This is a genomic window from Pseudomonas sp. R1-7 (genome assembly GCF_051132105.1).
Lineage (GTDB): Bacteria > Pseudomonadota > Gammaproteobacteria > Pseudomonadales > Pseudomonadaceae > Aquipseudomonas.
On sequence record NZ_CP071661.1, the window covers coordinates 456776 to 480219 of the forward strand.

21 protein-coding genes and 1 pseudogene are annotated in these 23444 nt (G+C 62.1%); 11 read left to right on the forward strand and 11 right to left on the reverse strand.

The annotated features are described in order from the left end of the window. Positions 1–4: 4 nt before the first annotated feature. From hutH (J3P79_RS02100) to mdoH, 10 genes are all read left to right on the forward strand, one after another. Positions 5–1528, forward strand: coding sequence for a histidine ammonia-lyase (gene hutH, locus J3P79_RS02100; protein WP_434607759.1), 1524 nt, complete (start codon positions 5–7; stop codon positions 1526–1528). A gap of 132 nt (positions 1529–1660) precedes the next feature. Next, positions 1661–3193 carry a histidine ammonia-lyase gene (gene hutH / locus J3P79_RS02105; RefSeq protein ID WP_434607760.1) on the forward strand — a complete coding sequence of 511 codons (1533 nt, stop codon included), beginning with the start codon at positions 1661–1663 and terminating at the stop codon, positions 3191–3193. 109 nt (positions 3194–3302) lie between these two features. Further along, the gene (gene hutI, locus J3P79_RS02110; RefSeq protein ID WP_434607761.1) at positions 3303–4505 is read left to right on the forward strand and encodes an imidazolonepropionase; all 1203 of its coding nucleotides are present in this window, start codon (positions 3303–3305) and stop codon (positions 4503–4505) included. Positions 4506–4516: 11 nt separating this feature from the next. Next, the gene (hutG, locus tag J3P79_RS02115) at positions 4517–5320 is read left to right on the forward strand and encodes an N-formylglutamate deformylase (protein ID WP_434607762.1); all 804 of its coding nucleotides are present in this window, start codon (positions 4517–4519) and stop codon (positions 5318–5320) included. Between the two features lie 262 nt (positions 5321–5582). After that, a complete protein-coding gene (locus J3P79_RS02120) occupies positions 5583–6530 on the forward strand; it encodes a choline ABC transporter substrate-binding protein (protein WP_434607763.1) in 948 nt (315 codons plus the stop codon). Positions 6531–6562: 32 nt separating this feature from the next. Further along, the gene (locus tag J3P79_RS02125; RefSeq protein WP_434607765.1) at positions 6563–7474 is read left to right on the forward strand and encodes an alpha/beta hydrolase; all 912 of its coding nucleotides are present in this window, start codon (positions 6563–6565) and stop codon (positions 7472–7474) included. A gap of 105 nt (positions 7475–7579) precedes the next feature. After that, the gene (gene pip / locus J3P79_RS02130) at positions 7580–8551 is read left to right on the forward strand and encodes a prolyl aminopeptidase (RefSeq protein ID WP_434607766.1); all 972 of its coding nucleotides are present in this window, start codon (positions 7580–7582) and stop codon (positions 8549–8551) included. Next, the gene (gene dtd / locus J3P79_RS02135; RefSeq protein ID WP_434607768.1) at positions 8548–8985 is read left to right on the forward strand and encodes a D-aminoacyl-tRNA deacylase; all 438 of its coding nucleotides are present in this window, start codon (positions 8548–8550) and stop codon (positions 8983–8985) included. The genes pip and dtd overlap by 4 nt, the downstream gene beginning before the upstream one ends. A 350-nt stretch (positions 8986–9335) precedes the next feature. Beyond that, a complete protein-coding gene (locus J3P79_RS02140) occupies positions 9336–11078 on the forward strand; it encodes a glucan biosynthesis protein G (RefSeq protein WP_434607769.1) in 1743 nt (580 codons plus the stop codon). Then, the gene (gene mdoH, locus J3P79_RS02145; RefSeq protein ID WP_434607771.1) at positions 11071–13641 is read left to right on the forward strand and encodes a glucans biosynthesis glucosyltransferase MdoH; all 2571 of its coding nucleotides are present in this window, start codon (positions 11071–11073) and stop codon (positions 13639–13641) included. The genes J3P79_RS02140 and mdoH overlap by 8 nt, the downstream gene beginning before the upstream one ends. A gap of 90 nt (positions 13642–13731) precedes the next feature. On the opposite strand, the gene J3P79_RS02150 is transcribed toward mdoH, so the two are convergent. The 11 genes and pseudogenes from J3P79_RS02150 to ubiE form a co-directional block, all read right to left on the reverse strand. After that, complete coding sequence (locus J3P79_RS02150) at positions 13732–14073, reverse strand: DUF6124 family protein (protein ID WP_434607772.1); 342 nt, start codon at positions 14071–14073, stop codon at positions 13732–13734. Positions 14074–14877: 804 nt separating this feature from the next. After that, positions 14878–16794 (reverse strand): methyl-accepting chemotaxis protein, encoded by a 1917-nt coding sequence (locus J3P79_RS02155; RefSeq protein WP_434607774.1) that lies wholly within the window; start codon positions 16792–16794, stop codon positions 14878–14880. Between the two features lie 103 nt (positions 16795–16897). After that, positions 16898–17605, reverse strand: a complete 708-nt coding sequence (locus tag J3P79_RS02160) for a 16S rRNA (uracil(1498)-N(3))-methyltransferase (RefSeq protein WP_434607776.1) — start codon at positions 17603–17605, stop codon at positions 16898–16900. After that, positions 17602–18399 carry a twin-arginine translocase subunit TatC gene (gene tatC / locus J3P79_RS02165; RefSeq protein WP_434607777.1) on the reverse strand — a complete coding sequence of 266 codons (798 nt, stop codon included), beginning with the start codon at positions 18397–18399 and terminating at the stop codon, positions 17602–17604. Before tatC ends, J3P79_RS02160 begins: the two co-directional genes overlap by 4 nt. Continuing rightward, a complete protein-coding gene (gene tatB, locus J3P79_RS02170; protein ID WP_434607779.1) occupies positions 18396–18797 on the reverse strand; it encodes a Sec-independent protein translocase protein TatB in 402 nt (133 codons plus the stop codon). The genes tatC and tatB overlap by 4 nt, the downstream gene beginning before the upstream one ends. 10 nt (positions 18798–18807) lie before the next feature. Next, positions 18808–19095, reverse strand: coding sequence for a twin-arginine translocase TatA/TatE family subunit (locus tag J3P79_RS02175; RefSeq protein WP_434607780.1), 288 nt, complete (start codon positions 19093–19095; stop codon positions 18808–18810). Positions 19096–19119: 24 nt separating this feature from the next. Continuing rightward, on the reverse strand, positions 19120–19452 hold the full coding sequence (locus J3P79_RS02180; RefSeq protein WP_003186671.1) for a phosphoribosyl-ATP diphosphatase: 333 nt from the start codon (positions 19450–19452) through the stop codon (positions 19120–19122). Further along, positions 19445–19843, reverse strand: coding sequence for a phosphoribosyl-AMP cyclohydrolase (hisI, locus tag J3P79_RS02185; RefSeq protein ID WP_003196931.1), 399 nt, complete (start codon positions 19841–19843; stop codon positions 19445–19447). The genes J3P79_RS02180 and hisI overlap by 8 nt, the downstream gene beginning before the upstream one ends. Before the next feature lie 81 nt (positions 19844–19924). Continuing rightward, positions 19925–21529, reverse strand: a complete 1605-nt coding sequence (gene ubiB / locus J3P79_RS02190) for a ubiquinone biosynthesis regulatory protein kinase UbiB (protein WP_434607782.1) — start codon at positions 21527–21529, stop codon at positions 19925–19927. After that, positions 21526–22150, reverse strand: a pseudogene (locus J3P79_RS02195) (ubiquinone biosynthesis accessory factor UbiJ). The gene ubiB and the pseudogene J3P79_RS02195 overlap by 4 nt, the downstream one beginning before the upstream one ends. Then, the gene (gene ubiE, locus J3P79_RS02200) at positions 22150–22920 is read right to left on the reverse strand and encodes a bifunctional demethylmenaquinone methyltransferase/2-methoxy-6-polyprenyl-1,4-benzoquinol methylase UbiE (protein ID WP_434607784.1); all 771 of its coding nucleotides are present in this window, start codon (positions 22918–22920) and stop codon (positions 22150–22152) included. Before ubiE ends, J3P79_RS02195 begins: the two are co-directional and overlap by 1 nt. 154 nt (positions 22921–23074) lie before the next feature. On the opposite strand from ubiE, the gene J3P79_RS02205 reads away from it, so the two are divergent. Beyond that, the gene (locus J3P79_RS02205) at positions 23075–23350 is read left to right on the forward strand and encodes a polyhydroxyalkanoic acid system family protein (RefSeq protein WP_434607786.1); all 276 of its coding nucleotides are present in this window, start codon (positions 23075–23077) and stop codon (positions 23348–23350) included. The last annotated feature ends 94 nt before the right edge of the window (positions 23351–23444 follow it).

Consider the following 23444-nt stretch of genomic DNA (forward strand, 5'->3'; position numbering starts at 1 on the left):
TGAGATGTCCCAGGCTGAAAAAATCATCATCACCGGCGCGCCGTTGCGCTGGCAGGACGTGGTCGCCGTCGCCCGCTGCGGCGCCGTGCTCGAGCTGTCGGCCGAGACCTGGGCGCGGATCGACAACGCCCAGGCCATCGTCCAGCGCATCGTCGAAAGCGGCGAGCGCGCCTATGGCGTCAACACTGGCCTGGGGGCCTTGTGCAATGTCTCGCTCAAGGACGAACAACTCAGCCAGCTGTCGCGCAACACCCTGCTCAGCCATGCCTGCGGCGTCGGCCCGGCGCTCTCCGATGAGCAGACCCGGGCGATTCTCTGCGCCGCCATCCACAACTACAGTCATGGCAAGTCCGGCATTCACCGCCGGGTGGTCGAGGCGTTGCTGGCGCTGCTCAATCGCGGCATCACGCCGCAAGTGCCGTCCCAGGGCTCGGTGGGCTACCTGACCCACATGGCCCACATCGGCATCGCGTTGCTGGGCGTTGGCCAGGTCAGCTATCGCGGGCAAGTCGTCCCGGCGCAACAGGCCTTGGCCGCAGAGAGTCTGCAACCGGTGCAACTGGGCGCCAAGGACGGCTTGTGCCTGGTCAACGGCACTCCGTGCATGACGGGCCTGGGCTGCCTGGCCCTGGCCGATGCCACGCGGTTGGTGCAGTGGGCCGATGTGATCGGCGCCATGAGCTTCGAGGCCCAGCGCGGACAGATTGCTGCGTTCGATGCCGATGTAATGGCCCTCAAGCCGCACCCTGGCATGCAGCAGGTTGGCGTGAATCTGCGCGCGTTGCTCGATGGCAGCGAAGTCATCGCTTCGAGCCTGGGCATCCGCACCCAGGACGCCTTGAGCATCCGTTCGATTCCCCAGGTGCACGGCGCCGCTCGCGATCAGTTGGAGCATGCCCGGCAACAGATCGAAACCGAGCTCAACGCGGTGACCGATAACCCGCTGCTACTGGGGACGCCGGAGAACTTCCGGGTCATGTCCCAGGCCAACCCTCATGGCCAGTCGGTGGCGTTGGCGGCGGACCTGCTGGCGATTGCCATGGCAGAGATCGGCTCGATCGCCGAGCGTCGCCTCGACCGCTTGATCAACCCTCACGTCAGCGGCCTGCCGGCCTTCCTGGTGGCCAACCCCGGCGTGAATTCCGGGATGATGATCGTGCAATACGTCGCCGCGTCGCTGTGCGCGGAAAACAAGCAACTGGCGCAACCGGCGGTGCTCGACAACTTCGTCACCTCGGGACTGCAAGAAGATCACTTGAGCATGGGCACCAACGCGGCCCTGAAGCTGCACCGAGCGCTGGAAAACTGCACGCAGATCCTCGCCATCGAGTACTTGCTGGCGGCCCAGGCCTTTGAATTTCTCAAAACCCAGCGCTTCGGTGCCGGCACCGACATCGCCTGGAAGCTGCTGCGCGAGCGCGTCCCGGCCTACGACCAGGACCGCTGGCTGGCGCCGGACATCGCCAGCGCCGCCGGGCTGCTCAAAGACCCGAATGTGCTGCACAACGTACTACCGAATTTGAACTGATCGAAAAATAGCGCCAGCGTGCCAAGGCACCTCTAGCCCACAAGGCATCGCCGAAAAAGCGAAGGTGACGGACAACGGAACATTCCGGAGCGACTGGCGGTGAAAAAACAAAACTCTCACAAGGAGCACTACATGACTGCCTTAAACCTGATTCCCGGCCAATTGAGCCTGGCTCAATTGCGTGACATCTATCAGCAACCAGTGACCCTGAGCCTCGACGCCAGTGCGTCGGCGCAGATCGAAGCCAGCGTTGCCTGCGTGGAACAAATCCTCGCCGAGAATCGTACTGCCTATGGCATCAACACCGGTTTCGGCCTGCTGGCCTCGACCCGCATCGCCAGCGAAGACCTGGAAAACCTGCAGCGCTCCCTGGTGCTGTCCCACGCCGCCGGTGTGGGCGAGCCGATCAGCGATGCGCTGGTGCGCTTGATCATGGTGCTCAAGGTCAACAGCCTGAGCCGGGGCTTTTCCGGTATCCGTCGGCAAGTGATCGATGCGCTGATTGCGCTGATCAATGCCGAGGTCTACCCGCACATTCCGCTCAAGGGTTCGGTCGGTGCTTCGGGTGACTTGGCGCCACTGGCCCACATGTCCCTGGTGCTGCTGGGCGAAGGCAAGGCCCGCTACAAGGGCGAATGGCTGCCGGCCGTCGAGGCGCTGAAAGTGGCTGGCCTCGCGCCGCTGACCCTCGCTGCCAAGGAAGGCCTGGCGCTGCTCAATGGCACCCAGGTCTCCACAGCATTTGCGTTGCGCGGTTTGTTCGAAGGTGAAGATCTGTTCGCTGGCGCCCTGGCCTTGGGCAGCCTCACCGTGGAAGCGGTGCTCGGTTCGCGCTCGCCATTCGATCCGCGCATCCATGCCGCCCGGGGCCAGAAAGGCCAGATCGATGCGGCTGCTGCCTACCGCGACTTGTTGGGCGAGCGTAGCGAAGTCTCCGATTCGCACCAGAACTGCGACAAGGTCCAGGATCCGTATTCCCTGCGCTGCCAGCCGCAAGTGATGGGCGCCTGCCTGACCCAGTTCCGTCAGGCGGCCGAGGTGCTGGTGATCGAGGCCAATGCGGTGTCGGACAACCCGTTGGTATTCGCCGCCGAGGGCGATGTGATTTCCGGCGGCAACTTCCACGCCGAACCGGTGGCGATGGCAGCCGACAACATGGCCCTGGCGATTGCCGAGATCGGCTCCCTGAGCGAACGGCGCATCTCGTTGATGATGGACAAGCATATGTCACAACTGCCGCCGTTCCTGGTGGCCAATGGCGGCGTGAACTCCGGCTTCATGATTGCCCAGGTGACGGCGGCTGCCTTGGCGAGTGAAAACAAAGCACTGTCCCATCCTCATTCGGTGGACAGCCTGCCGACCTCGGCCAACCAGGAAGACCACGTCTCCATGGCCCCGGCCGCTGGCAAGCGCCTGTGGGAAATGGCCGAGAACACCCGCGGAATTCTTGCGGTGGAATGGCTCGCGGCCTGCCAGGGGCTGGACCTGCGCGGCGGCTTGAAGACCTCCGCGAAGCTGGAACGGGCCCGTGGCCTGTTGCGTGCGCAAGTGCCGTTTTACGAGAAGGACCGCTTCTTTGCGCCGGACATCAATGCGGCCACCGAGCTGTTGGCGAGCCGGTGCCTGAACGAACTGGTCTCGGCGCAGTTGTTGCCTAGCCTGTAAGGGCCTCATCGCGAGCAAGCTCGCTCCCACACTCATTTGGGGTGCACCCTGCCCCTTGTGGGAGCGAGCTTGCTCGCGATTCGATTTTGAATGCGACGAGGAAACCGGGATGAAAACCCTCTGGCAAAACTGCCACGCCGCCACCATGGCCCAGGGCGTCTACTCGATCATCGAAGACGCCGCCATCGTCACCCAGGGCGAGCACATTCAATGGATCGGCCCGCGTGCCGAATTGCCGACGGGCGACTACCCGGCGGTCAACGACCTCAAGGGTGCCTGGGTCACGCCGGGGCTGATCGACTGCCACACCCACACGGTGTTTGGCGGCAACCGCAGCGGTGAATTCGAGCAGCGCTTGCAAGGCGTCAGCTACGCCGAAATCGCGGCGGCCGGCGGTGGCATCGCCAGCACCGTGCGCGCCACCCGCGCGGCCAGTGAAGACGAGCTGTTCGCCAGCGCCGCCAAACGCCTGAAAAGTCTGATGCGCGATGGCGTGACCACGGTGGAAATCAAATCCGGCTACGGCCTGGACCTGGCCAGCGAACGCAAGATCCTGCGAGTCATTCGCCGCCTCGGTGTCGAACTTCCGGTCAGCGTACGCAGCACGTGCCTGGCGGCCCACGCCTTGCCGCCGGAATACAAGGATCGCGCCGACGACTACATCGAGCACATCTGCACCGAGATGCTGCCGGCGTTGGCGGCCGAAGGGCTGGTAGACGCCGTGGATGCCTTTTGCGAATACCTGGCCTTTTCCCCGGAGCAGGTCGAGCGGGTGTTTATCACCGCGCAGCAGTTGGGCCTGCCGGTGAAGCTGCACGCCGAGCAACTGTCATCACTGAATGGCTCAAGCCTGGCGGCACGTTACCAGGCGCTGTCGGCCGATCACTTGGAGTTCATGACCGAGGACGATGCCAAGGCCATGGCCGCATCCGGCACCGTGGCGGTGTTGCTGCCGGGGGCGTTTTACTTCCTGCGCGAAACCCAGCTGCCGCCCATGGATGCCCTGCGCAAGCACGGCGTGAAAATCGCCGTGGCCAGCGACCTCAACCCCGGCACCTCGCCGGCGTTGTCGTTGCGCTTGATGCTGAACATGGCCTGTACCTGTTTGCGCATGACCCCGGAAGAAGCCTTGGCGGGGGCGACGATTCATGCGGCCCAAGCCCTGGGCATGGTCCGTACCCACGGTTCGCTGGAAGCCGGCAAGGTGGCGGATTTTGTCGCCTGGCACATCGATCGCCCGGCCGACCTGGCGTACTGGCTCGGTGGTGATCTGGAAAAACGCGTCGTGCGTCACGGCGTGGAAATCGATTGAGGAGAACGGTTGTGGAGAAGGTCCTGAATTTCAAGCAAGGGCGCGTGCCGCTGTTGGTCAGCATGCCCCACGCCGGCCTGCGCCTGACCCCGCCGGTGCAGGCCGGTTTGATTCCCGAAGCCCAGAGCCTGCCGGACACCGACTGGCACATCCCAAGGCTCTATGAGTTTGCCGCCGAGCTGGGCGCCAGCACCCTGGCCGCCGAATATTCGCGGTTCGTCGTCGACTTGAATCGCCCAGCCGATGACAAACCGATGTACGTCGGTGCCACCACCGGCTTGTACCCGGCGACGCTGTTCGACGGCGTGCCGTTGTTTCGTGAAGGGTTGCAGCCATCGGCCGAGGAACGGGCGACGTATCTGCAACAGATCTGGATGCCCTACCATCAAGCGCTGCAACAGGAGCTGGCGCGGCTCAAGGCCGAGTTTGGCTATGCCTTGCTGTTCGATGCCCACTCGATCCGTTCGGTGATCCCGCACCTGTTCGACGGCAAGCTGCCGGATTTCAACCTGGGCACGTTCAACGGCGCCAGCTGCGACCCGACCCTGGCCAGCCAGCTCGAAGGCATCTGCGCGCGTCACGATCAGTTCACCCATGTGCTCAACGGGCGTTTCAAGGGCGGACACATCACGCGGCACTACGGCAACCCGGCCCAGGACATCCACGCGGTGCAGCTGGAGCTTTGCCAGAGTACGTATATGGAAGAGTTCGAGCCGTTCAACTATCGCCCGGACCTGGCGGCGCCGACCCAGGTGGTGCTCCGGGAATTGCTGGAAGGTTTCCTGGCGTGGGGGCGGCAGGCTTACAAACATTAACCTGTGGTGAGGCAGCTTTTGTGGCGAGGGAGCTTGCTCCCGCTTGAGTGCGCAGCGCTCACAAGATTCTGGGGGCCGCTGCGCAGCCCAGCGGGAGCAAGCTCCCTCGCCACAACAGCACTCATACCTCTCTACCTGTCGCCACCGTGCAAAACCAAGTCGCCACAGTTCACTTTCGCCCCCTCGACGCTGCGTAATGTTCCAGGCACGGTGCACCTAGACACCGACCTACAACAATCCACTGCCGCACGAGACCCTCGCGATGAAAAGACTGTCCAAACGCCGTCTGTCGTTCCTCTGCGGTGCCGTTCTACTAAGCGGCGGGGCGATGGCTGCCGAGCCTGCGTCCTGCCAGACCGTGCGCATGGGCGTGGTCAACTGGACCGATGTGATCGCCACCAGCGGCATGGCTGACGTGTTGCTTACGGGGCTGGGCTATGAAAGCAAGCAGACCAGCGCCGTGCAGCAGATCATCTTCGCGGGCATTCGCGACAAGCGGCTCGATATTTTCCTTGGCTATTGGAAGCCGGCGATGGACAAGAACATCGCCCCGTTCCTGGCGGCCAACCAAGTGAAGGTGCTGGACAAGCCAAGCCTGGCCGATGCCCAGGCCACGCTCGCCGTGCCCGACTACGTGGCGGCAGCGGGGCTCAAGACCTTCGGTGATATCGCCCGGTTCAAGGAGCAGCTCGGCGGCAAGATCTACGGCATCGAGCCGGGCAGCGGCGCCAACACCACCATCAAGACCATGATCGAGACCAACCACTTTGGTCTCAAGGATTTCAAATTGATCGAATCCGGCGAGGCCGGGATGCTGGCGGCGGTGCAGCGGGCGGTGAATCGCAAGGAATTCGTAGTGTTCGTTGGCTGGACCCCGCACCCGATGAACATCAACATGAACATCGCCTACCTGACCGGCAGCGAAGACGTCTATGGCCCCAACGAAGGGGCCGCGACCGTATCCACGGTTACCGCGCCGGACTATGCCCAGCGTTGCCCGAATGTGAACCGGCTGCTGGAGAACCTCACATTTACCGCCGCCCAGGAAAGCCAGTTGATGGTGCCGATCATGGAGCGCAAGACGCCCCAGGACGTTGCCCGGCAATGGCTGCGCGAGCATCCCGAGGACATGCAGCGTTGGTTGGCCGGAGTGACCAGCTTCGATGGCAAGGATGGAATTGCGGCGGTGCAGGCCAGTCTCAAGAACTGACGCATTCTCCTAGCCTTTAGCTGGTTGTCACCATGGCCTATCCACTCTCCCAGGCAATGTCCGCTTTCATCGACAAAACCCTGAGCTTCCCTGCTTCGGACGACAGCCTCGCCGGTTCTCGCGAGGCCTACAGCCAGATGTGCCGGGCCTTCACCCCGCCGCGCCCGTCAACACTGGCGGTCGAGGACCTGCACCTGGCTGGCGTGCCCATCCGCGCCTATCACCCGCGCACCGCGCCGCCGCTCGCCGGCTGGCCGTGCATCCTTTACCTGCACGGTGGAGGTTGGGTGGTAGGGGATCTGGATTCCCATGACTTCATCTGCATGGAGTTGGCCTTGGACCTCGGCGCATTGGTCGTGGCGGTGGATTACCGACTCGCGCCGGAGCATCCGTTCCCGGCCGCTTTCGAAGACTGTCTCGCGGTGTGGCACCACTTGGCGGACACCCCGTTTGCCATCGACCCACGTCGCCGGACGTTGGTCGGCGACAGTGCCGGAGGCAATCTCGCCGCGGCGTTGTGCCTGGCTTTGCGCGATGCCGGACAACCGTTGCCCCGGGCCCAGGTGTTGATCTACCCGGCGCTCGGCGGCCCCGCGGATTTACCGTCGCGTCATGAATGCTCCGATGCACCGCTTCTGAGCAGCCAGGACGTGAAGCGCTATGAGGCGCAGTACCTTGGTGACTTGCAACCCACACCGTACGCTGCACCGTTGCTCGCCGAGAACCTGAGCGGCTTGCCGCCGGCGCTGATTACCGTAGCCCGATGGGATCCTTTGCGCGACGACGGCATCCTTTATAGCGAGCGGCTGAACGCCGCAGGCGTGGACGCGGTGCTCCATGTCGGCAACGGGCTGGTCCACGGTTGCCTGCGCGCTCGGGGCCATGTGCCGGAGGTCGATAAGATGTATCGCACGCTGTTCGCTTACCTGGCTGACACGCTTTGACTGCGCGCGGGGCATGCTCATTGACGTAATTCGGGTTTATGATGCCGGACGGCAGACCAAATAGAAGTCCCCCCAGGGATGACTCGACCCCTTACGGAGCGCGCAATGCAGACTTTGTACCCGCAGATCAAACCCCATGCCCGGCACGATCTGGCTGTCGATGACACCCACACGCTTTACGTCGATGAGAGCGGTTCGCCAGAAGGCCTGCCGGTGGTGTTCATCCATGGTGGCCCGGGGGCGGGTTGCGATGCGCAGAGCCGTCGCTACTTCGACCCGAACCTGTACCGCATCGTCACCTTCGACCAACGCGGCTGCGGTCGGTCCACGCCCCACGCCAGCCTGGAAAACAACACCACCTGGGATCTGGTCGAGGACCTGGAGCGCATCCGCACGCACTTGGGCATTGAAAAGTGGGTGCTGTTTGGCGGTTCCTGGGGTTCGACGTTGGCCCTTGCCTACGCCCAGACCCATCCGGAGCGCGTACATGGCTTGATCTTGCGTGGGATCTTTCTCTGCCGTCCGCAGGAAATCGAGTGGTTTTACCAGGCCGGCGCCAGTCGCCTGTTCCCGGACTACTGGCAGGACTACATCGCGCCGATCCCACTGGATGAGCGCGACGACCTGCTCAGCGCTTTCCACAAGCGCCTGACCGGTAATGACCAGATCGCCCAGATGCACGCCGCCAAGGCCTGGTCGACCTGGGAGGGCCGCACCGCGACCCTGCGCCCGAACCCACTGGTGGTCGACCGCTTCTCCGAGCCGCAGCGCGCCCTGTCGATCGCGCGGATCGAATGCCACTACTTCACCAACAACGCTTTCCTCGAACCCAATCAGCTGATTCGCGACATGGGCAAGATCGCCCATTTGCCGGGCGTCATCGTGCACGGTCGCTACGACGTGATCTGTCCGCTGGACAACGCCTGGGAACTGCACCAGAACTGGCCCAACAGCGAACTGCAGGTGATTCGCGACGCCGGTCACGCAGCGTCGGAGCCAGGGATCACCGATGCGCTGGTGCGCGCGGCCGCGCAAATGGCCCGTCGCCTGCTTGACCTGCCGCCCGAAGAAGCATGAAAGGTCTGCTGCAACGGGTGCGCGGCGCCCGGGTAGAAGTCGCGGGCGAGATTGTCGGTGCGGTGGATCATGGCTTGCTGGTATTGGTGGCTGTCGAGCCCGGAGATACCCGGGCCCATGCCGACAAACTCTTGCACAAGCTGCTCAATTACCGGGTGTTCAGCGATGACGCCGGGAAAATGAACCTGTCCTTGGCGGATGTGGCAGGGGGGTTGCTTCTGGTTTCCCAGTTCACCCTGGCGGCGGACACCAAAAGTGGCCTGCGCCCGAGCTTTTCGACCGCCGCGCCTCCCGCCCTTGGTGAAGAGTTGTTCGACTATTTGCTCAGCCAGGCGAAACAGGTGCATGGCACCGTGGCATCAGGTAGATTCGGCGCCGACATGCAAGTGCATCTGGTCAATGATGGCCCGGTAACCTTTCTGTTACAGGCTTGAAAGCGTTTGAAACATCTTTTCGGTCGGGTTTCGAGGCAAAACGGGATGTTTTCTCGATAAATACTTTACTGGCCCTGATGCGTTGTCACGCGGCGTACTAGATAATCGCGCGCTACGGGGGATCAGCGTTCGCTGGTCCATTTGACTTAGGTAGAGACTTGTCCTGAACCGTTTGGGGAATCATTTTGTCCCATCGGAGTCGGAACAATGCTCGCCAACTTGGCAAGAGTGGTCCGCAGGAACGGTTTTTCAGCGCCGTTACCGTGTAGATACTTTATCTGGCCGTTGGTTTTTTGATCAGTTTTCGGCGAGGGTTGCTCGTGATTGTTAGTCCCTGTAATGCACCAAAAATGACTGCCAAACGGTTTAGAAACGCTCTGGTAGCGGGCTCGGCCCTGTTGTGCCTGTTTGGCGCCGGCCAACTGTGGGCATTCAGCCTGGATGATGTGTCGGCAAAAGCGCAAGAACTGGCCGGGCAGAAGTTCGAGGCCCCGCGCAGCAATTTGCCGAACGAATTCCGCGAAATGAAATTCGCCGATTATCAGAAAATCCGTTTCCGCACCGAAAAAGCGGAATGGGCCGACCAGAAGACTCCGTTCCGGCTGTCCTTCTACCACCAGGGCATGCACTTCGATACGCCGGTGAAGATCAACGAGATCACCGCGACCACCGTCGAAGAGATCAAATACGACCCGACGCGCTTCGATTTTGGTGACGTAAAGTTCGACCCCAAGGCCACCGAGCAGCTGGGCTACGCGGGTTTCCGTGTGTTGTACCCGATCAACAAGGCCGACAAGCAAGACGAGATCATGACCATGCTGGGCGCGAGCTACTTCCGCGTCATCGGCAAAGGCCAGGTCTACGGCTTGTCCGCCCGTGGCATGGCCATCGACACCGCACTGCCGTCGGGTGAAGAGTTCCCGCGCTTTCGCGAGTTCTGGATCCAGCGCCCGAAACCGACCGACAAGCACCTGGTGATCTTCGCCTTGCTGGATTCGCCTCGGGCTACGGGCGCCTATCGCCTGACCCTGCGTCCAGGCACCGACACCGTCGTCGACGTGAAGTCGCGCGTGTTCCTGCGTGATCGCGTCAACAAGCTGGGCATCGCCCCATTGACCAGCATGTTCCTGTTCGGCGCCAACCAACCGTCCAAAGTGCTGAACTATCGTCGTGAACTCCACGATTCCAGCGGCTTATCCATCCATGCCGGTAACGGTGAGTGGATCTGGCGCGCGCTGAACAATCCGAAACACCTGGCCGTAAGCAGCTTCTCCGTGGAAAACCCGCGTGGTTTCGGCTTGCTGCAACGTGGCCGTGACTTCAGCCACTATGAAGACCTGGACGATCGCTACGACAAGCGTCCGAGTGCCTGGATCGAACCAAAAGGCGACTGGGGCAAGGGCACCGTTAACCTGGTGGAAATTCCGACCGCCGACGAAACCAACGACAACATCGTTGCGTTCTGGAGCCCGGAAAAATTGCCTGAGCCAGGCCAGCCGCTGGACTTCGCCTATCGCCTGCACTGGACCCTCGATGAAGCCAGCCTGCACTCGCCAGACAGCGCCTGGGTCAAGCAGACCCTGCGCTCCACCGGCGACGTCAAGCAGTCCAACCTGATCCGTCAGCCGGATGGCAGCGTGGCCTACCTGGTCGATTTCGAAGGCCCGTCCCTGCAAGCCCTGCCGGAAAACGCAGAAGTGCGCAGCCAGGTGAGCGTCGGCGACAACGGCGAGATCGTTGAAAACAGCGTGCGCTACAACCCGGAAACCAAGGGCTGGCGCCTGACGCTGCGCCTGAAGATCAAGGACCCGAGCAAGGCCACCGAGATGCGTGCCGCCCTGGTCCGGCCGCTTGTCCCGGTTGAACTGCCGGCCGCCTCGCATTCGGTGACCACCTTGGCCAAGGCTGACAAGGTCGCTAAGCAGCAGGGCGAGAAAGAGAAGACCAACGAGCAAGCCAGCGAGCAAAAAGAAGCCAAGGCCGTCAAGGCGTCCACCGCCGCCGCCGAGCCGACCCCAACCCCACAGGAACCGGAGCAGACTGAGCAAGTCCTGACCGAGACCTGGAGCTATCAGTTGCCTGCCGATGAGTAATACTCCCGTACAACCAGAATCTCTTCGCGAGTATCTGGCCCATTTGCCGATGACCGACGAGCAGCGCGCCGAGCTGGCGGGCTGCAAGTCTTTCAGCGACTTGCATGAACGCCTGGCTTCTTCGACATTCGATGCACCCACCGAGGCGGCGCAAGCCTCGGTAGGTCGTCGCTTGACGCTGAGCACCGCCGAGGAACTCGAGGACGCCGAGATGCTGGCGCTCGATTCCAGCGGCCGGGTGTGCCTGAAGGCGACTCCGCCGATTCGCCGGACCAAGGTTGTGCCGGAGCCATGGCGTACCAATATCCTGGTACGTGCATGGCGCCGCCTGACCGGTCGCACCAATCCGCCGAAGCCACCCAAGGACGAACGCGTATTGCCGCACGCGCGTTGGCGTACCGTGGGGTCGATCCGCCGCTACATCCTGCTGATACTGATGCTTGGCCAGACCATCGTCGCCGGCTGGTACATGAAAGGCATCATGCCGTACCAGGGCTGGTCGCTGGTGGACCTGGACGAAGTGATGCACCAACCATTGTTGCAAACGGCCACGCAAGTGCTGCCGTATGCGCTGCAAACCAGCATCCTGATCATGTTCGGGATCCTGTTCTGCTGGGTGTCGGCCGGTTTCTGGACCGCGCTGATGGGCTTTCTGGAACTGCTCACCGGTCACGACAAGTACCGTATCTCCGGTGCCAGCGCCGGCAACGAGCCGATTCCCAAGGACGCCCGCACCGCGCTGGTGATGCCGATCTGCAACGAGGACGTGCCACGGGTATTCGCCGGCCTGCGCGCCACCTTCGAGTCAGTCGCAGCCACTGGAGACCTGGATCGCTTCGACTTCTTCGTGCTCAGCGACAGTAACGAAACCGATATCTGCGTGGCCGAACAGCAGGCCTGGCTGGATGTCTGCCGCGAAACCGGCGGCTTCGGCAAGATCTTCTACCGCCGTCGCCGTCGCCGCGTGAAGCGCAAGAGCGGCAACCTCGACGACTTCTGCCGTCGTTGGGGCAGTGACTACAAGTACATGGTCGTGCTCGACGCTGACAGCGTCATGAGCGGCGAATGCCTGACCAGCCTGGTGCGCCTGATGGAAGCCACCCCGGACGCCGGCATCATCCAGACCGCGCCAAAGGCTTCGGGCATGGATACGCTGTATGCGCGCATGCAGCAGTTCGCCACCCGCGTCTATGGTCCGCTGTTCACCGCTGGCCTGCACTTCTGGCAGCTGGGTGAATCCCACTATTGGGGCCACAACGCGATCATCCGCATGAAGCCGTTTATCGATCACTGCGCCCTGGCGCCGTTGCCCGGTAAAGGAGCGTTCTCGGGCGCGATCCTCTCCCACGACTTCGTCGAAGCCGCGCTGATGCGCCGTGCCGGTTGGGGCGTGTGGATTGCCTACGACTTGCCGGGCAGCTACGAGGAGTTGCCGCCGAACCTGCTGGACGAACTCAAGCGTGACCGTCGCTGGTGCCACGGCAACCTGATGAACTTCCGGCTGTTCCTGGTCAAGGGCATGCACCCGGTGCACCGCGCGGTGTTCCTGACCGGGGTGATGTCCTATCTGTCGGCGCCGCTGTGGTTCTTCTTCCTGGTGCTCTCCACCGCGCTGCTGGCGGTGAATACGCTGATGGAACCGCAATACTTCCTGGAGCCGCGCCAGTTGTATCCACTCTGGCCACAATGGCATCCGGAGAAGGCCATCGCGCTGTTCTCGACCACTATCGTGCTGCTGTTCCTGCCCAAGCTCTTGAGCATCGTGCTGATCTGGGCAAAAGGCGCGACGGAGTTCGGCGGCAAGTTCAAGGTCACCCTGTCGATGCTGCTGGAGATGCTCTTCTCCATGCTGCTGGCGCCAGTGCGCATGATCTTCCACACCCGCTTCGTCCTCGCCGCTTTCCTGGGCTGGGCCGCGACCTGGAATTCGCCGAAGCGTGACGACGACTCCACACCGTGGAGCGAAGCCGTCAAGCGCCACGGCCCGCAGACCCTGTTGGGCTTCTTCTGGGCACTGCTGGTGATCTGGCTGAACCCGAGCTTCCTGTGGTGGCTCGTGCCGATTGTCGGCTCGCTGATGCTGTCGATCCCGGTCTCGGTGATTTCCAGTCGCGTGGGCCTGGGCTTGAAGTCCCGTGATGAAAGCCTGTTCCTCATTCCGGAGGAATACGCACCGCCACAGGAGCTGCTGTCGACTGACCAGTACACCCATGAAAACCGTTGGCACGCGCTGAACGACGGTTTCATCCGGGCTGTGGTCGATCCACAACAGAACGCCTTGGCGTGCGCGTTGGCCACTTCGCGTCATGGTCAGGCCGAGCCCATCGAATGGCTGCGGGTCGAGCGTGTCCGTCATGCCCTGAAGGTTGGCCCAGAGGGGCTCAACAATACCGAGCGACTGGCGCTGTTGAGTGACCCGGTGGCCTTGTCCCGCCTGCATGAGCTGGTCTGGAGCGAAGCGCATCCGGAGTGGCTGGCGGCATGGCGTAAGTCGGTCAAGGCCGATCCGCACGCACCGTTGCTGCCGCTGCAGCCGGTGAGCGTACAGCCTCAAGTGGCTTGATCGCCTGATACGCAAAAGCCCCGCTTCTGAAAGGATGCGGGGCTTTTTGTTGGGCGTTATATGAGTTTTTGATCACCGCCCGTGGCAAGGTCAGGATTGTGTATTGACGTTGTCCAGTGCTCGGTTTGCCAACATGCCACTCAGCTCGATCAGTTGCTGAATACCAAGGGCAATATGGCGTCGCGAGCCTTTCAGGTCGAACGCGAGATCACTGACCATGGCGTCGGCTGAGGCCAGGTTTTCGCTGAGGTTGGCCAGTAGGCTTTCGGTGTCGATGCCGTCGACGACGGTGAAAAGCTGGCCTGGCGACGGCTTGTTCTCGGATTCTGCCTGTTTGGGGTTCAGGTAGTAGTCGAGCGCGCGATCGGTGGCTTCCTGGAGTTTCTTGGGATCGGTTTCTGGTTCTGGAGGGTTGGGTGTGGCTTTGTACATGGTTGACGCTCCTTGATTGATGGAGCCGCCAGACATCGCTGCTAAACGAAAAGGGTGGCGGCAGTACGCGGGTTAGCAGACCAGGAATCAAGGAACCCGGCGCACCGAAGTGCCCCACGCACAGCCGCCATGAAGCGGACCTGCGTGCCTTGATATTGTGCCGAGCTGCTAAACCCGATCGCTGAACTGACAGCGACCTGCAAACGTTAGAGCCCGGGGCCAAGGCGCACAAGCCGGCGGATTCTGGCGTAGTTGTAGGCAATGGCGCAAGGCGCCGTAGCCTTGGGATGACGGACTGTGGGAGTTGGGGATTTTGTGTGTATATCCGTTATTTGGGTAACGGCTGCTTAAGGTTCCGCCCTTACTTTCAGACGCCAAAAAAGTAACCAAAAAGGATTGCCCCACCACTCGGCACCTCTCCCAGGCTCGGTGTGCCCTCACTCCGGCATTGCTCCGTGGGCCCGCCGCGAAGGGCCATCCATGGCCCAGCGCGGCTATCCCGGCATCCATGCCGGGATGCCCACTGCGCAATGCCTGCGTTCGGCCAGCGTGGTTAACGGGGCGGCCCAGATCAAGATCAAGGTCTAAAGCGAGGCGGCCTTATAGCCGACCTGATTCTCCGGTCATACCCCGATCCGATTGTGGGAGCGAGCTTGCTCGCGAAGAGGGCGGCACATCCAACATTTTCGTCGACTGTGGCACCCCTATCGCGAGCAAGCTCGCTCTCACAGTAGAAACGCGGTCACTCAGAGCCAGGTCGGCTTTAAAGCCGCCCCCTCATGAACATTGATCTCGGGTGCCAAGTCAGACCCTAAACCGCCCCACCAACGTCTGCAAATGAACCCCCAGCCGTGCCAACTCCGCGCTGGAAGCCGCCGTCTCCTCACTGGACGACGCCGTCTGCTCCGACACATCACGCACATTCAGCACGCTGCGGTTGATCTCCTCGGCCACCGCACTCTGCTGCTCAGCCGCCGCGGCGATCTGCTGGTTCATCGACTGGATCGCTGAAACCGTGCGCGTGATGTTCTCCAGCGAGCCGCCGGCGCGGCGGGTCAGTTCGACGCTGCTGTCGGTCAGGCTGCGGCTGTTGTCCATGATGGTCGCGACCTGTTCGGTACCGGTCTGCAGGCCCACGATCAGTTCTTCAATCTCTTCGGTAGACTTCTGGGTGCGCTGGGCCAGGCTGCGGACTTCATCGGCCACCACCGCGAAACCACGTCCGGCTTCACCGGCGCGGGCTGCTTCGATGGCGGCGTTGAGGGCCAGCAGGTTGGTTTGCTGGGCCACGGACTTGATCACGTCCAGGACGCTGCCGATCTTGTCGCTTTCACGTTTCAGGTCGCCCATGGCAGCAGTGGAATTGCCCACTTCCTTCGCTAGGCGTTCGATCTGGGCGATGGCTTCGCCGACCACTTTGTCGCCTTCACGGGCCTGTTGATCGGCAGCGACGGCGGCTTCGGATGCTTCCTCGGCGTTGCGCGCCACTTCCTGCACCGTGGCGGTCATTTCATGCATGGCCGTGGCGACCTGGTCGGTTTCCACTTTCTGGCTGTTGACGCCGGCGCTGGTCTGCTCAGTGACGGCCGAGAGTTGCTCGGCGGCGCTGGCGATCTGGGTGACGCCTTCACCGATACCACCGATCAACTGCCGCAAGCCCACGGTCATGCGTTGCATGGCGCGTTGCAGTTGGCCGAGTTCGTCGCGGCGTTCGGAGGTGAGGTTGTGGGTCAGGTCGCCGGCGGCGACGCGTTCTGCCACTTTCAGCGTTTCATCCAGCGGGCCGACGATCTGCCGGGTAATCAGCAGCGCGGCAATCACGCCAAACAGCAGGGCCAGGGCGGCGGCTGCGATCAGGACAGTCTTGGCCTGGGCGGTGTCGTGGTCGCGCACGGCGGTCTGGGACACGGTGAGCTTCTGGCTGGAATCGATCAGTACCTGGCCCTGTTGACTCATGCTCTGCAATGCGGCGCCGTTATCAAGCTGGGAATCGCGGAACTGGCTGACCGCCGCTCGATAGGTGTTCATCGAGTCGCTGGCCTGTTGAAGTCTGTCGGAGTGTTCTTCAGGTAGCTGGGCAGGCAAGCGTGCCAGTAGTTTCAAGACATCGGTGATTGCATCGATGGCCGGCTGCTGGGCCTCGCTTTTGCCGCTGTAGGTGTAGCCGCGAACCTGATAGCGCGCCTGTTGAATTGCCTTGCTGAGGGCCACCACGCTGTTGAATTGCGTGATGTCGCCGCTTTGCAACGTTGCCTTTTCCACCTCGGCGACGCGGGCCACCGTGTTGTCGGCACTGGCGCCGAGCTTGCTGCGGGCATCTTCGCGGCTGACGGTGGCGCTGGTCATCTGGGCGAAGGCGCTTTTGTATTCGGCGACGGCGGCCAGTTGCTGGTCGATCAGTGCAACGTCGGCTGGCTGCTCAATCAACTCGCGAGCGGTTTTCAGCCCGGCTTCGAGTTTGCCAAGCAGATCATTGACCTGTTGCGGCCCTTTCTCGCCCCGGGTGGTGTTGTAGTCGATGGCGGCCAGGTTCAAGTCCTTGCTCAGGTCGTTGAGACTGGCAATGAACCCCAGCTTGTCGCCGCGGCTGATGACATTGCCGAGGCCGGACCAACCGGTGAACGCAATCATCAAGGTGAGGAGCAGCACCAGGCCAAAGCCTGCGCCGAGTTTGCGGTTAACGCTTACATTTCCCAGACCCTGGGCAAGCCACCCGAACATGCTGATACTCCCTTGGAGCGCTGATTTTGGTTTTATGGGGACTGTATCGGCGGCTTTGTTGGGATCTGTAGGAAATTGTCAAGATTTCGTGGTGAAGGAGGCGTCAGAACAACCTGGCAAGCAATGCGGTCACCGCTGTCTCCACCCGCAGGATCCGCTCACCAAGCTGCACGGGTTGCAAACCGGCCTTGCCCAGCAGGTCGATCTCGTAGGGGATCCAGCCGCCTTCGGGGCCGATTGCCAGGGTTACGGGTTCCGTCAGGGCCCGGGGGCACGGCGGGTGGTTGCCCGGGTGGCCGACCAGCCCGAGAGTGCCGTCCACGATAGCCGGCAGGCGGTCTTCGACGAAGGGTTTGAAGCGTTTTTCGATGACGATTTCCGGCAGGACGCTGTCCCTGGCCTGCTCCAGGCCAAGGATCAACTGCTCACGAATCGCCTCGGGCTCAAGGAACGGCGTCTGCCAGAAGCTCTTTTCCACGCGATAGCTATTGACCAGCACCACACGCGGCACGCCCATGGTCGCTACGGTCTGGAACACTCGCCTGAGCATTTTCGGACGCGGCAGGGCGAGCACCAGGGTCAGCGGCAGCTTGGCCGGTGGCGGCTGGTCGAGGGTCACTTGCAGTTCGGCCTCGCGAGGATCCAGGCGCAACACGTGGGCCGTGCCCATCAAGCCGCCGATGCGCCCGACCCGCAGGCTGTCGCCGACGGCGCTGCGGTGGACTTCCTGCATGTGCGTCAACCGGCGATCACACAGGATGACGCGGTCAGGACCGATGAAATCGGCCTCTTCGAGCAACAGCAGGTTCACGCTTGGGTCGCTGGTGGCTGGTCGTTGTGGTCATCGACGGGCTGGTCCTCGGGCTCTTCTTCCCGGCGCTTGCGAACCAGGGCACCGAACAGAATGCCGATTTCGAACAGCAGCCACATCGGCACGGCGAGCAGAGTCTGGGAGAAGATGTCCGGCGGGGTCAGGATCATGCCGACCACGAAGCAGCCGATGATCACGTACGGGCGGATTTTCTTCAGATAGGCGACGTCGACCACGCCGATCCACACCAGCAATACCACCGCCACCGGGATTTCGAACGCCACGCCGAAGGCGAAGAACAGCGTCATGACGAAATCCAGGTAGCTGGTGATGTCGGTCATCATCTCCACGCCCGCCGGAGTGGCGGCGGCGAAGAATTTGAAAATCAGCGGAAATACCAAGAAATACGCGAAGGCCATGCCGGTGTAGAACAGCATGATGCTCGACACCAGCAGCGGCACGGCGATGCGTTTTTCGTGCTTGTACAGGCCCGGTGCAATGAAGCCCCAGATCTGGTGCAGGATCACCGGGATCGCCAGGAACAGCGAGACCATCATCGTCAGTTTCAGTGGCGTCAGGAACGGCGACGACACATCGGTGGCAATCATCGTCGCGCCCACAGGCAGATACTCGCGCAGCGGCGTGGAGACGAAGGTGTAGATCTGCTGGGTGAACGAAAACAGCCCGGCGAAGATAATGAAAATCGCCGCGACGCAACGCAGCAGACGGGTGCGCAACTCGGTGAGGTGCGATACCAGCGGCATCGGCTGGTCGTTTTCAGGGATATCGCTCATGGGGCTCGCGGCGGCAAAGTGGGATCGTTGGGAGTCGGTGTCGTCGCAGGTGCCGGATCGACCGGTTTCGCCGGTTCAGCCACTGTTGGCGCAGCTTCGACGGGTGCGATCGCCGGCTCGGCCGCTGGCTGCACCGGCGTCGGCTCATGCTGGGTCGGCGTGAAAATTTTCCGCGCTTCCTGTTCCAGCGACAGGATGTGTTCGTTGTGCAGCTGCCGACGGATGTCGTCGGCGCCGATTTCACGTTCAACTTCCTGTTTGATCGCATTGAAGCTGCGCTTCAGGCGGCCGATCCACAGGCCGGCGGTACGCGCAGCGCCCGGCAGGCGCTCAGGGCCCAGTACCAACAGGGCGACGAGGCCGACGAGCAGCAGTTCAGTGAAGCTGATCCCAAACATTAGTCAGTGCTCACGAGTCTTTGCGGGTTGGCTCTTCGACTTTCTGGGCCTGCACGTCGATGGTGTTCGGCGCGTTTACAGGCTGTGTAGCCTGCGGATGTACCGGTTGGGCCGGCTGCACGGTTTGACCCTGGTTGGTCGTCGGTTCGGCCGGTTTCTCATCATCGTTCATGGCCTTGCGGAAACCCTTGATCGACTCACCGACATCGGTGCCGAGGTTCTTGAGTTTCTTGGTACCGAACACCAGCACCACGACCACCAGAATGACGACCCAGTGTTTCCAGTCAAAAATACCCATGTGGCTATTCCTCTCAAAAGTTGATCAGGCGGACGGGCGCGAGGCTTTCTCAACGTGCCCGGACAGACCGAAGCGACGGTCCAGTTCATCCAGTACGGCCTGCGGATGCTGTCCCAGTTGGGCCAGCATCACCAGGCTGTGAAACCACAGGTCGGCGGTCTCGTAGATCACGTCGCTGCAGTCGCCGCTGATGGCGGCGTCCTTGGCAGCGATAATGGTCTCGACCGACTCTTCGCCGACTTTTTCCAGAATCTTGTTCAAGCCCTTGTGGTACAGGCTGGCGACATAGGAGCTGTCGGCCGCGGCGCCCTTGCGCTCTTCCAGCACCTGGGCCAGGCGGGTCAGGGTGTCACTCATGGGTATGTCCTGAATAAATGGCATGCGGGTCCTTGAGCACCGGGTCGACGGTCTTCCAGTCGCCGTTCTCGAAGACACGATAAAAGCAGCTTTGACGGCCGGTGTGGCAGGCAATCTCGCCGACCTGCTCGACCATCAGGATGATGACGTCGCCGTCGCAATCCAGGCGCATCTCATGCAGGTGCTGCACATGCCCGGACTCTTCACCTTTGCGCCACAGCTTGCCACGGGAACGTGACCAATAGATGGCGCGATTCTCGGCGGCGGTCAGGGCCAACGCTTCACGGTTCATCCAGGCCATCATCAGCACGCGCCCGGTCTTGTGATCCTGGGCGATGGCCGGCACCAGGCCGTCGGCGTCCCATTTGATCTCGTCCTGCCAGTTTTTCATCTTCGACTCCGACCATGGGCCGCGCGCTTCGAATCGGCGGGCCCAGCGTTGAAACAGTGTGCCAGTGAGAACCGGTGCTGGCTATCGGCGAACGACCAGATACAAACCGACGACCACCATGACACCGGCGGGCCAATGGCCCAGTTGGCTCAATGGCCCACCGGCGGCCAGCACCGCGCCGCCGCCCAGGTGGGCCGCGCCGAGCAGGCGCAGGAACCAGTCGTCCCGACGGCGTTTCCACGGCGGGGCAGGGTCGTTGGCGTGGGGTTGGGACATGCGTTCGAGCAGATCGCGGGTCATGTTGGCCAGGTGCGGGATTTGTTCGAACTGGCTCTGAACGTTGCCCAGCAAGGCTTTCGGGCTCATCCGCTCGCGCATCCAGCGTTCGAGGAAGGGCTGGGCGGTGTTCCACAAATCCAGGTCCGGGTACAGCTGGCGGCCGAGGCCTTCGATGTTCAACAAGGTCTTTTGCAGCAGCACCAACTGCGGCTGGACCTCCATGTTGAAGCGTCGCGCGGTCTGGAAGAGGCGCATCAGAACCTGGCCGAAGGAAATATCCTTTAACGGTTTTTCGAAGATCGGTTCGCACACGGTGCGGATCGCCGCTTCGAATTCGTTGAGCTTGGTTTCGGCCGGCACCCAACCCGAATCAATGTGCAGTTGGGCGACGCGACGGTAATCACGCTTGAAGAAAGCAAACAGGTTGCGCGCCAGGTAGTCCTGGTCCTCGGGAGTGAGGCTGCCGACGATGCCGCAATCGATGGCGATGTATTGGGGGCTCCACGGCTGCACCGTGCTGACGAAAATGTTGCCCGGGTGCATGTCGGCGTGGAAGAAGCTGTCGCGAAACACCTGGGTGAAAAAGATCTCCACGCCACGCTCGGCCAGCAGTTTCATGTCGGTACGCTGGTCGGCGAGGGTCGCCAGGTCGGTGACCTGGATGCCATAGATGCGCTCCATCACCAGGACTTTCGGCCGGCACCAGTCCCAATAGACTTGTGGCACATAGAGCAGTGGCGAGCCTTCGAAGTTGCGGCGCAGCTGGCTGGCGTTGGCGGCCTCGCGCAGCAGGTCGAGTTCATCGAAGATGGTTTTCTCGTAGTCCTGGACCACGTCCACCGGGTGCAGCAGGCGCGCGTCGGCGGACAGCCGCTCCGCAGCGCGGGCAAGGATGAACAGCCATGCCAGGTCCTGGGCGATGACCGGCTTGAGGCCCGGGCGAATCACCTTGACCACCACTTCTTCGCCCGTCTTGAGCTGGGCCGCGTGGACTTGGGCGACCGACGCCGAAGCCAGGGGCTCGACATCGAAACGGCTGAAGACTTCGCTGATCTTCTTGCCCAGTTGCTCTTCGATCAATGCCACCGACAACTTCGAGTCGAAGGGCGGCACGCGGTCTTGCAGCAACATCAATTCATCGGCGATGTCTTCGGGCAACAGGTCGCGACGGGTCGAGAGGATCTGCCCGAACTTGATGAAGATCGGTCCCAGGTCCTGCAAGGCCAGGCGCAGGCGTGCGCCGCGACTCAGGTCCAGGGTTCGCCGGGGAAACCAGCGCCACGGCAACACGAAGCGCAGCGCCAGGAGAAACCAGGGCAGCGGCAAGGCGAACAGCAGGTCATCGAGGCGGTAGCGGATCACGACGCGCTGGATGCGCAACAGACGGCGGACGGCAAGCAGCTTCATGCGTTATCGCTTGGTTTCAAGGGATCGGGAAAGGCGCTCGAAACGCGCCTCGAGACGTTCCAGGTCAAGCTTGACCTGGTCCAGTTCATCAAAACGGGCCTGCGCCTCGCGTTGGCCCACGAGGGTACGCGATTCTTCGGCCAGGTATTCACTCAGATTCTGCCCCAGGCTCGCGAACCCCTGGCGATACCAGCGGCTGCGGCTGCGCAGGTGGCCGCTGAGCAATTGTGTCGCCACCGGACCGATCCAGCGGGACACTTCGTATTCCCAGTCCAGCTCCAGGTCCTGGAGGATTGCCGCCAGTTCCAGCAGCACGCCGCTGTCGCCGTCGAGCTCGACGTCCGGGCCGTGCAGCACGGCGGTCTTGTTCTTGCTCAGCGCCAGTTCCAGCAGGCTCGACGCCGGGGCACGCAGCGTGCAATCGGCTTCGGCTTCCCAGTGTGCGGCGAGCATCAGGCCTTCATCGCTGGGCAGGATGAAGAGCTGTAACGCCGGGCTGCGGCAGTCGACGGCAATCACCTTGCCACTCAAGTGCGCCAGGCGCATCGGCGCCGTACTGTCCAGGCGCAGGACCCGGTTGATACCGAGTTCGACGCTGGCGAGCAGGCCGGTGAGCAGCATCAGGGCTTGATACCGCGGTGCAGGGCGACGATGCCTGACGTCATGTTGTGGTAGGTCACCCGGTCGAAACCGGCCTCGACCATCATCGACTTCAGCGTTTCCTGGTCCGGATGCATGCGGATCGATTCAGCGAGGTAGCGATAACTTTCCGCATCGTTGGTGATCAGCTTGCCCATCAGTGGCATGAAGGCGAACGAATAGGCGTCATAGGCCTTGGACATCAGCGCGTTGGTCGGCTTGGAGAACTCCAGCACGAGCAGCCGGCCCCCGGGCTTGAGCACGCGCAGCATCGAGCGCAGGGCGTCTTCCTTGTGGGTGACGTTGCGCAGGCCGAAGGCGATGGTCACGCAGTCGAAGTGGTTATCGGGGAACGGAAGCTTTTCGACATCGGCCTGGACGAACTCGACGTTGCCGGCCACACCCAGGTCCAGCAGGCGGTCGCGGCCGACCTTGAGCATCGATTCGTTGATGTCGGCGAGCACCACGTGGCCGGTCGGGCCGACGATGTGGGAGAACTTCTTGGTCAGGTCACCCGTGCCGCCGGCGATGTCCAATACGCGATTGCCGCTGCGCACGCCCGACAGCTCGATCGCGAAGCGCTTCCAGAGGCGATGCATACCGCCCGAAAGCAGGTCGTTCATCAAGTCATACTTGGCGGCCACCGAGTGGAAAACCTCAGCGACTTTTTCCGCCTTCTGGCTTTCCGGCACGTTCTTGAAGCCGAAGTGAGTGGTGGGTTCGGCATCGCTGCCTTTGCGCTGATCAGTCATATCGCTGTCACCAAAAAAGAATGCGGGACATTCTAATCCCGGTGGAGGGCTTTGTCTTGGCAAGGCTGCAGGTAAGATGAGCGATCGCCCGGACGTTTTGACGCAGGCAGGGTCTGAACGTTCAGGCAAGTCTCGATCAAGCAGGAGTTATCAGATGGCCCGTATTACTGTTGAACGTGCCCATGGCTTGGGCAAGGAAGCAGCCCGCGAAAAGGCTGACAAGTTGGCCGCAAAGTTGTCCAGCAGCTATGGCCTGGAGCCTACCTGGGAAGGCGACACGCTCAAGCTCAAGCGCTCCGGGGTCAAGGGCGAGGTGAACGTGGGCGAGGATTCGATTCGCGTCGACGTGGAATTGGGCATGTTGATGTCGGCCATGAGCGGCACGATCAAGACTGAAATCGAAAAGGCGCTGGATAAGGCGTTGGCTTGATTGACCGGAAGGGTGGATGCAGTACTCAAGTTCACCACCAAACTCTGTGGGAGCGGGCTTGCTCGCGAATGCGGTGTGTCATTCACTATTGATG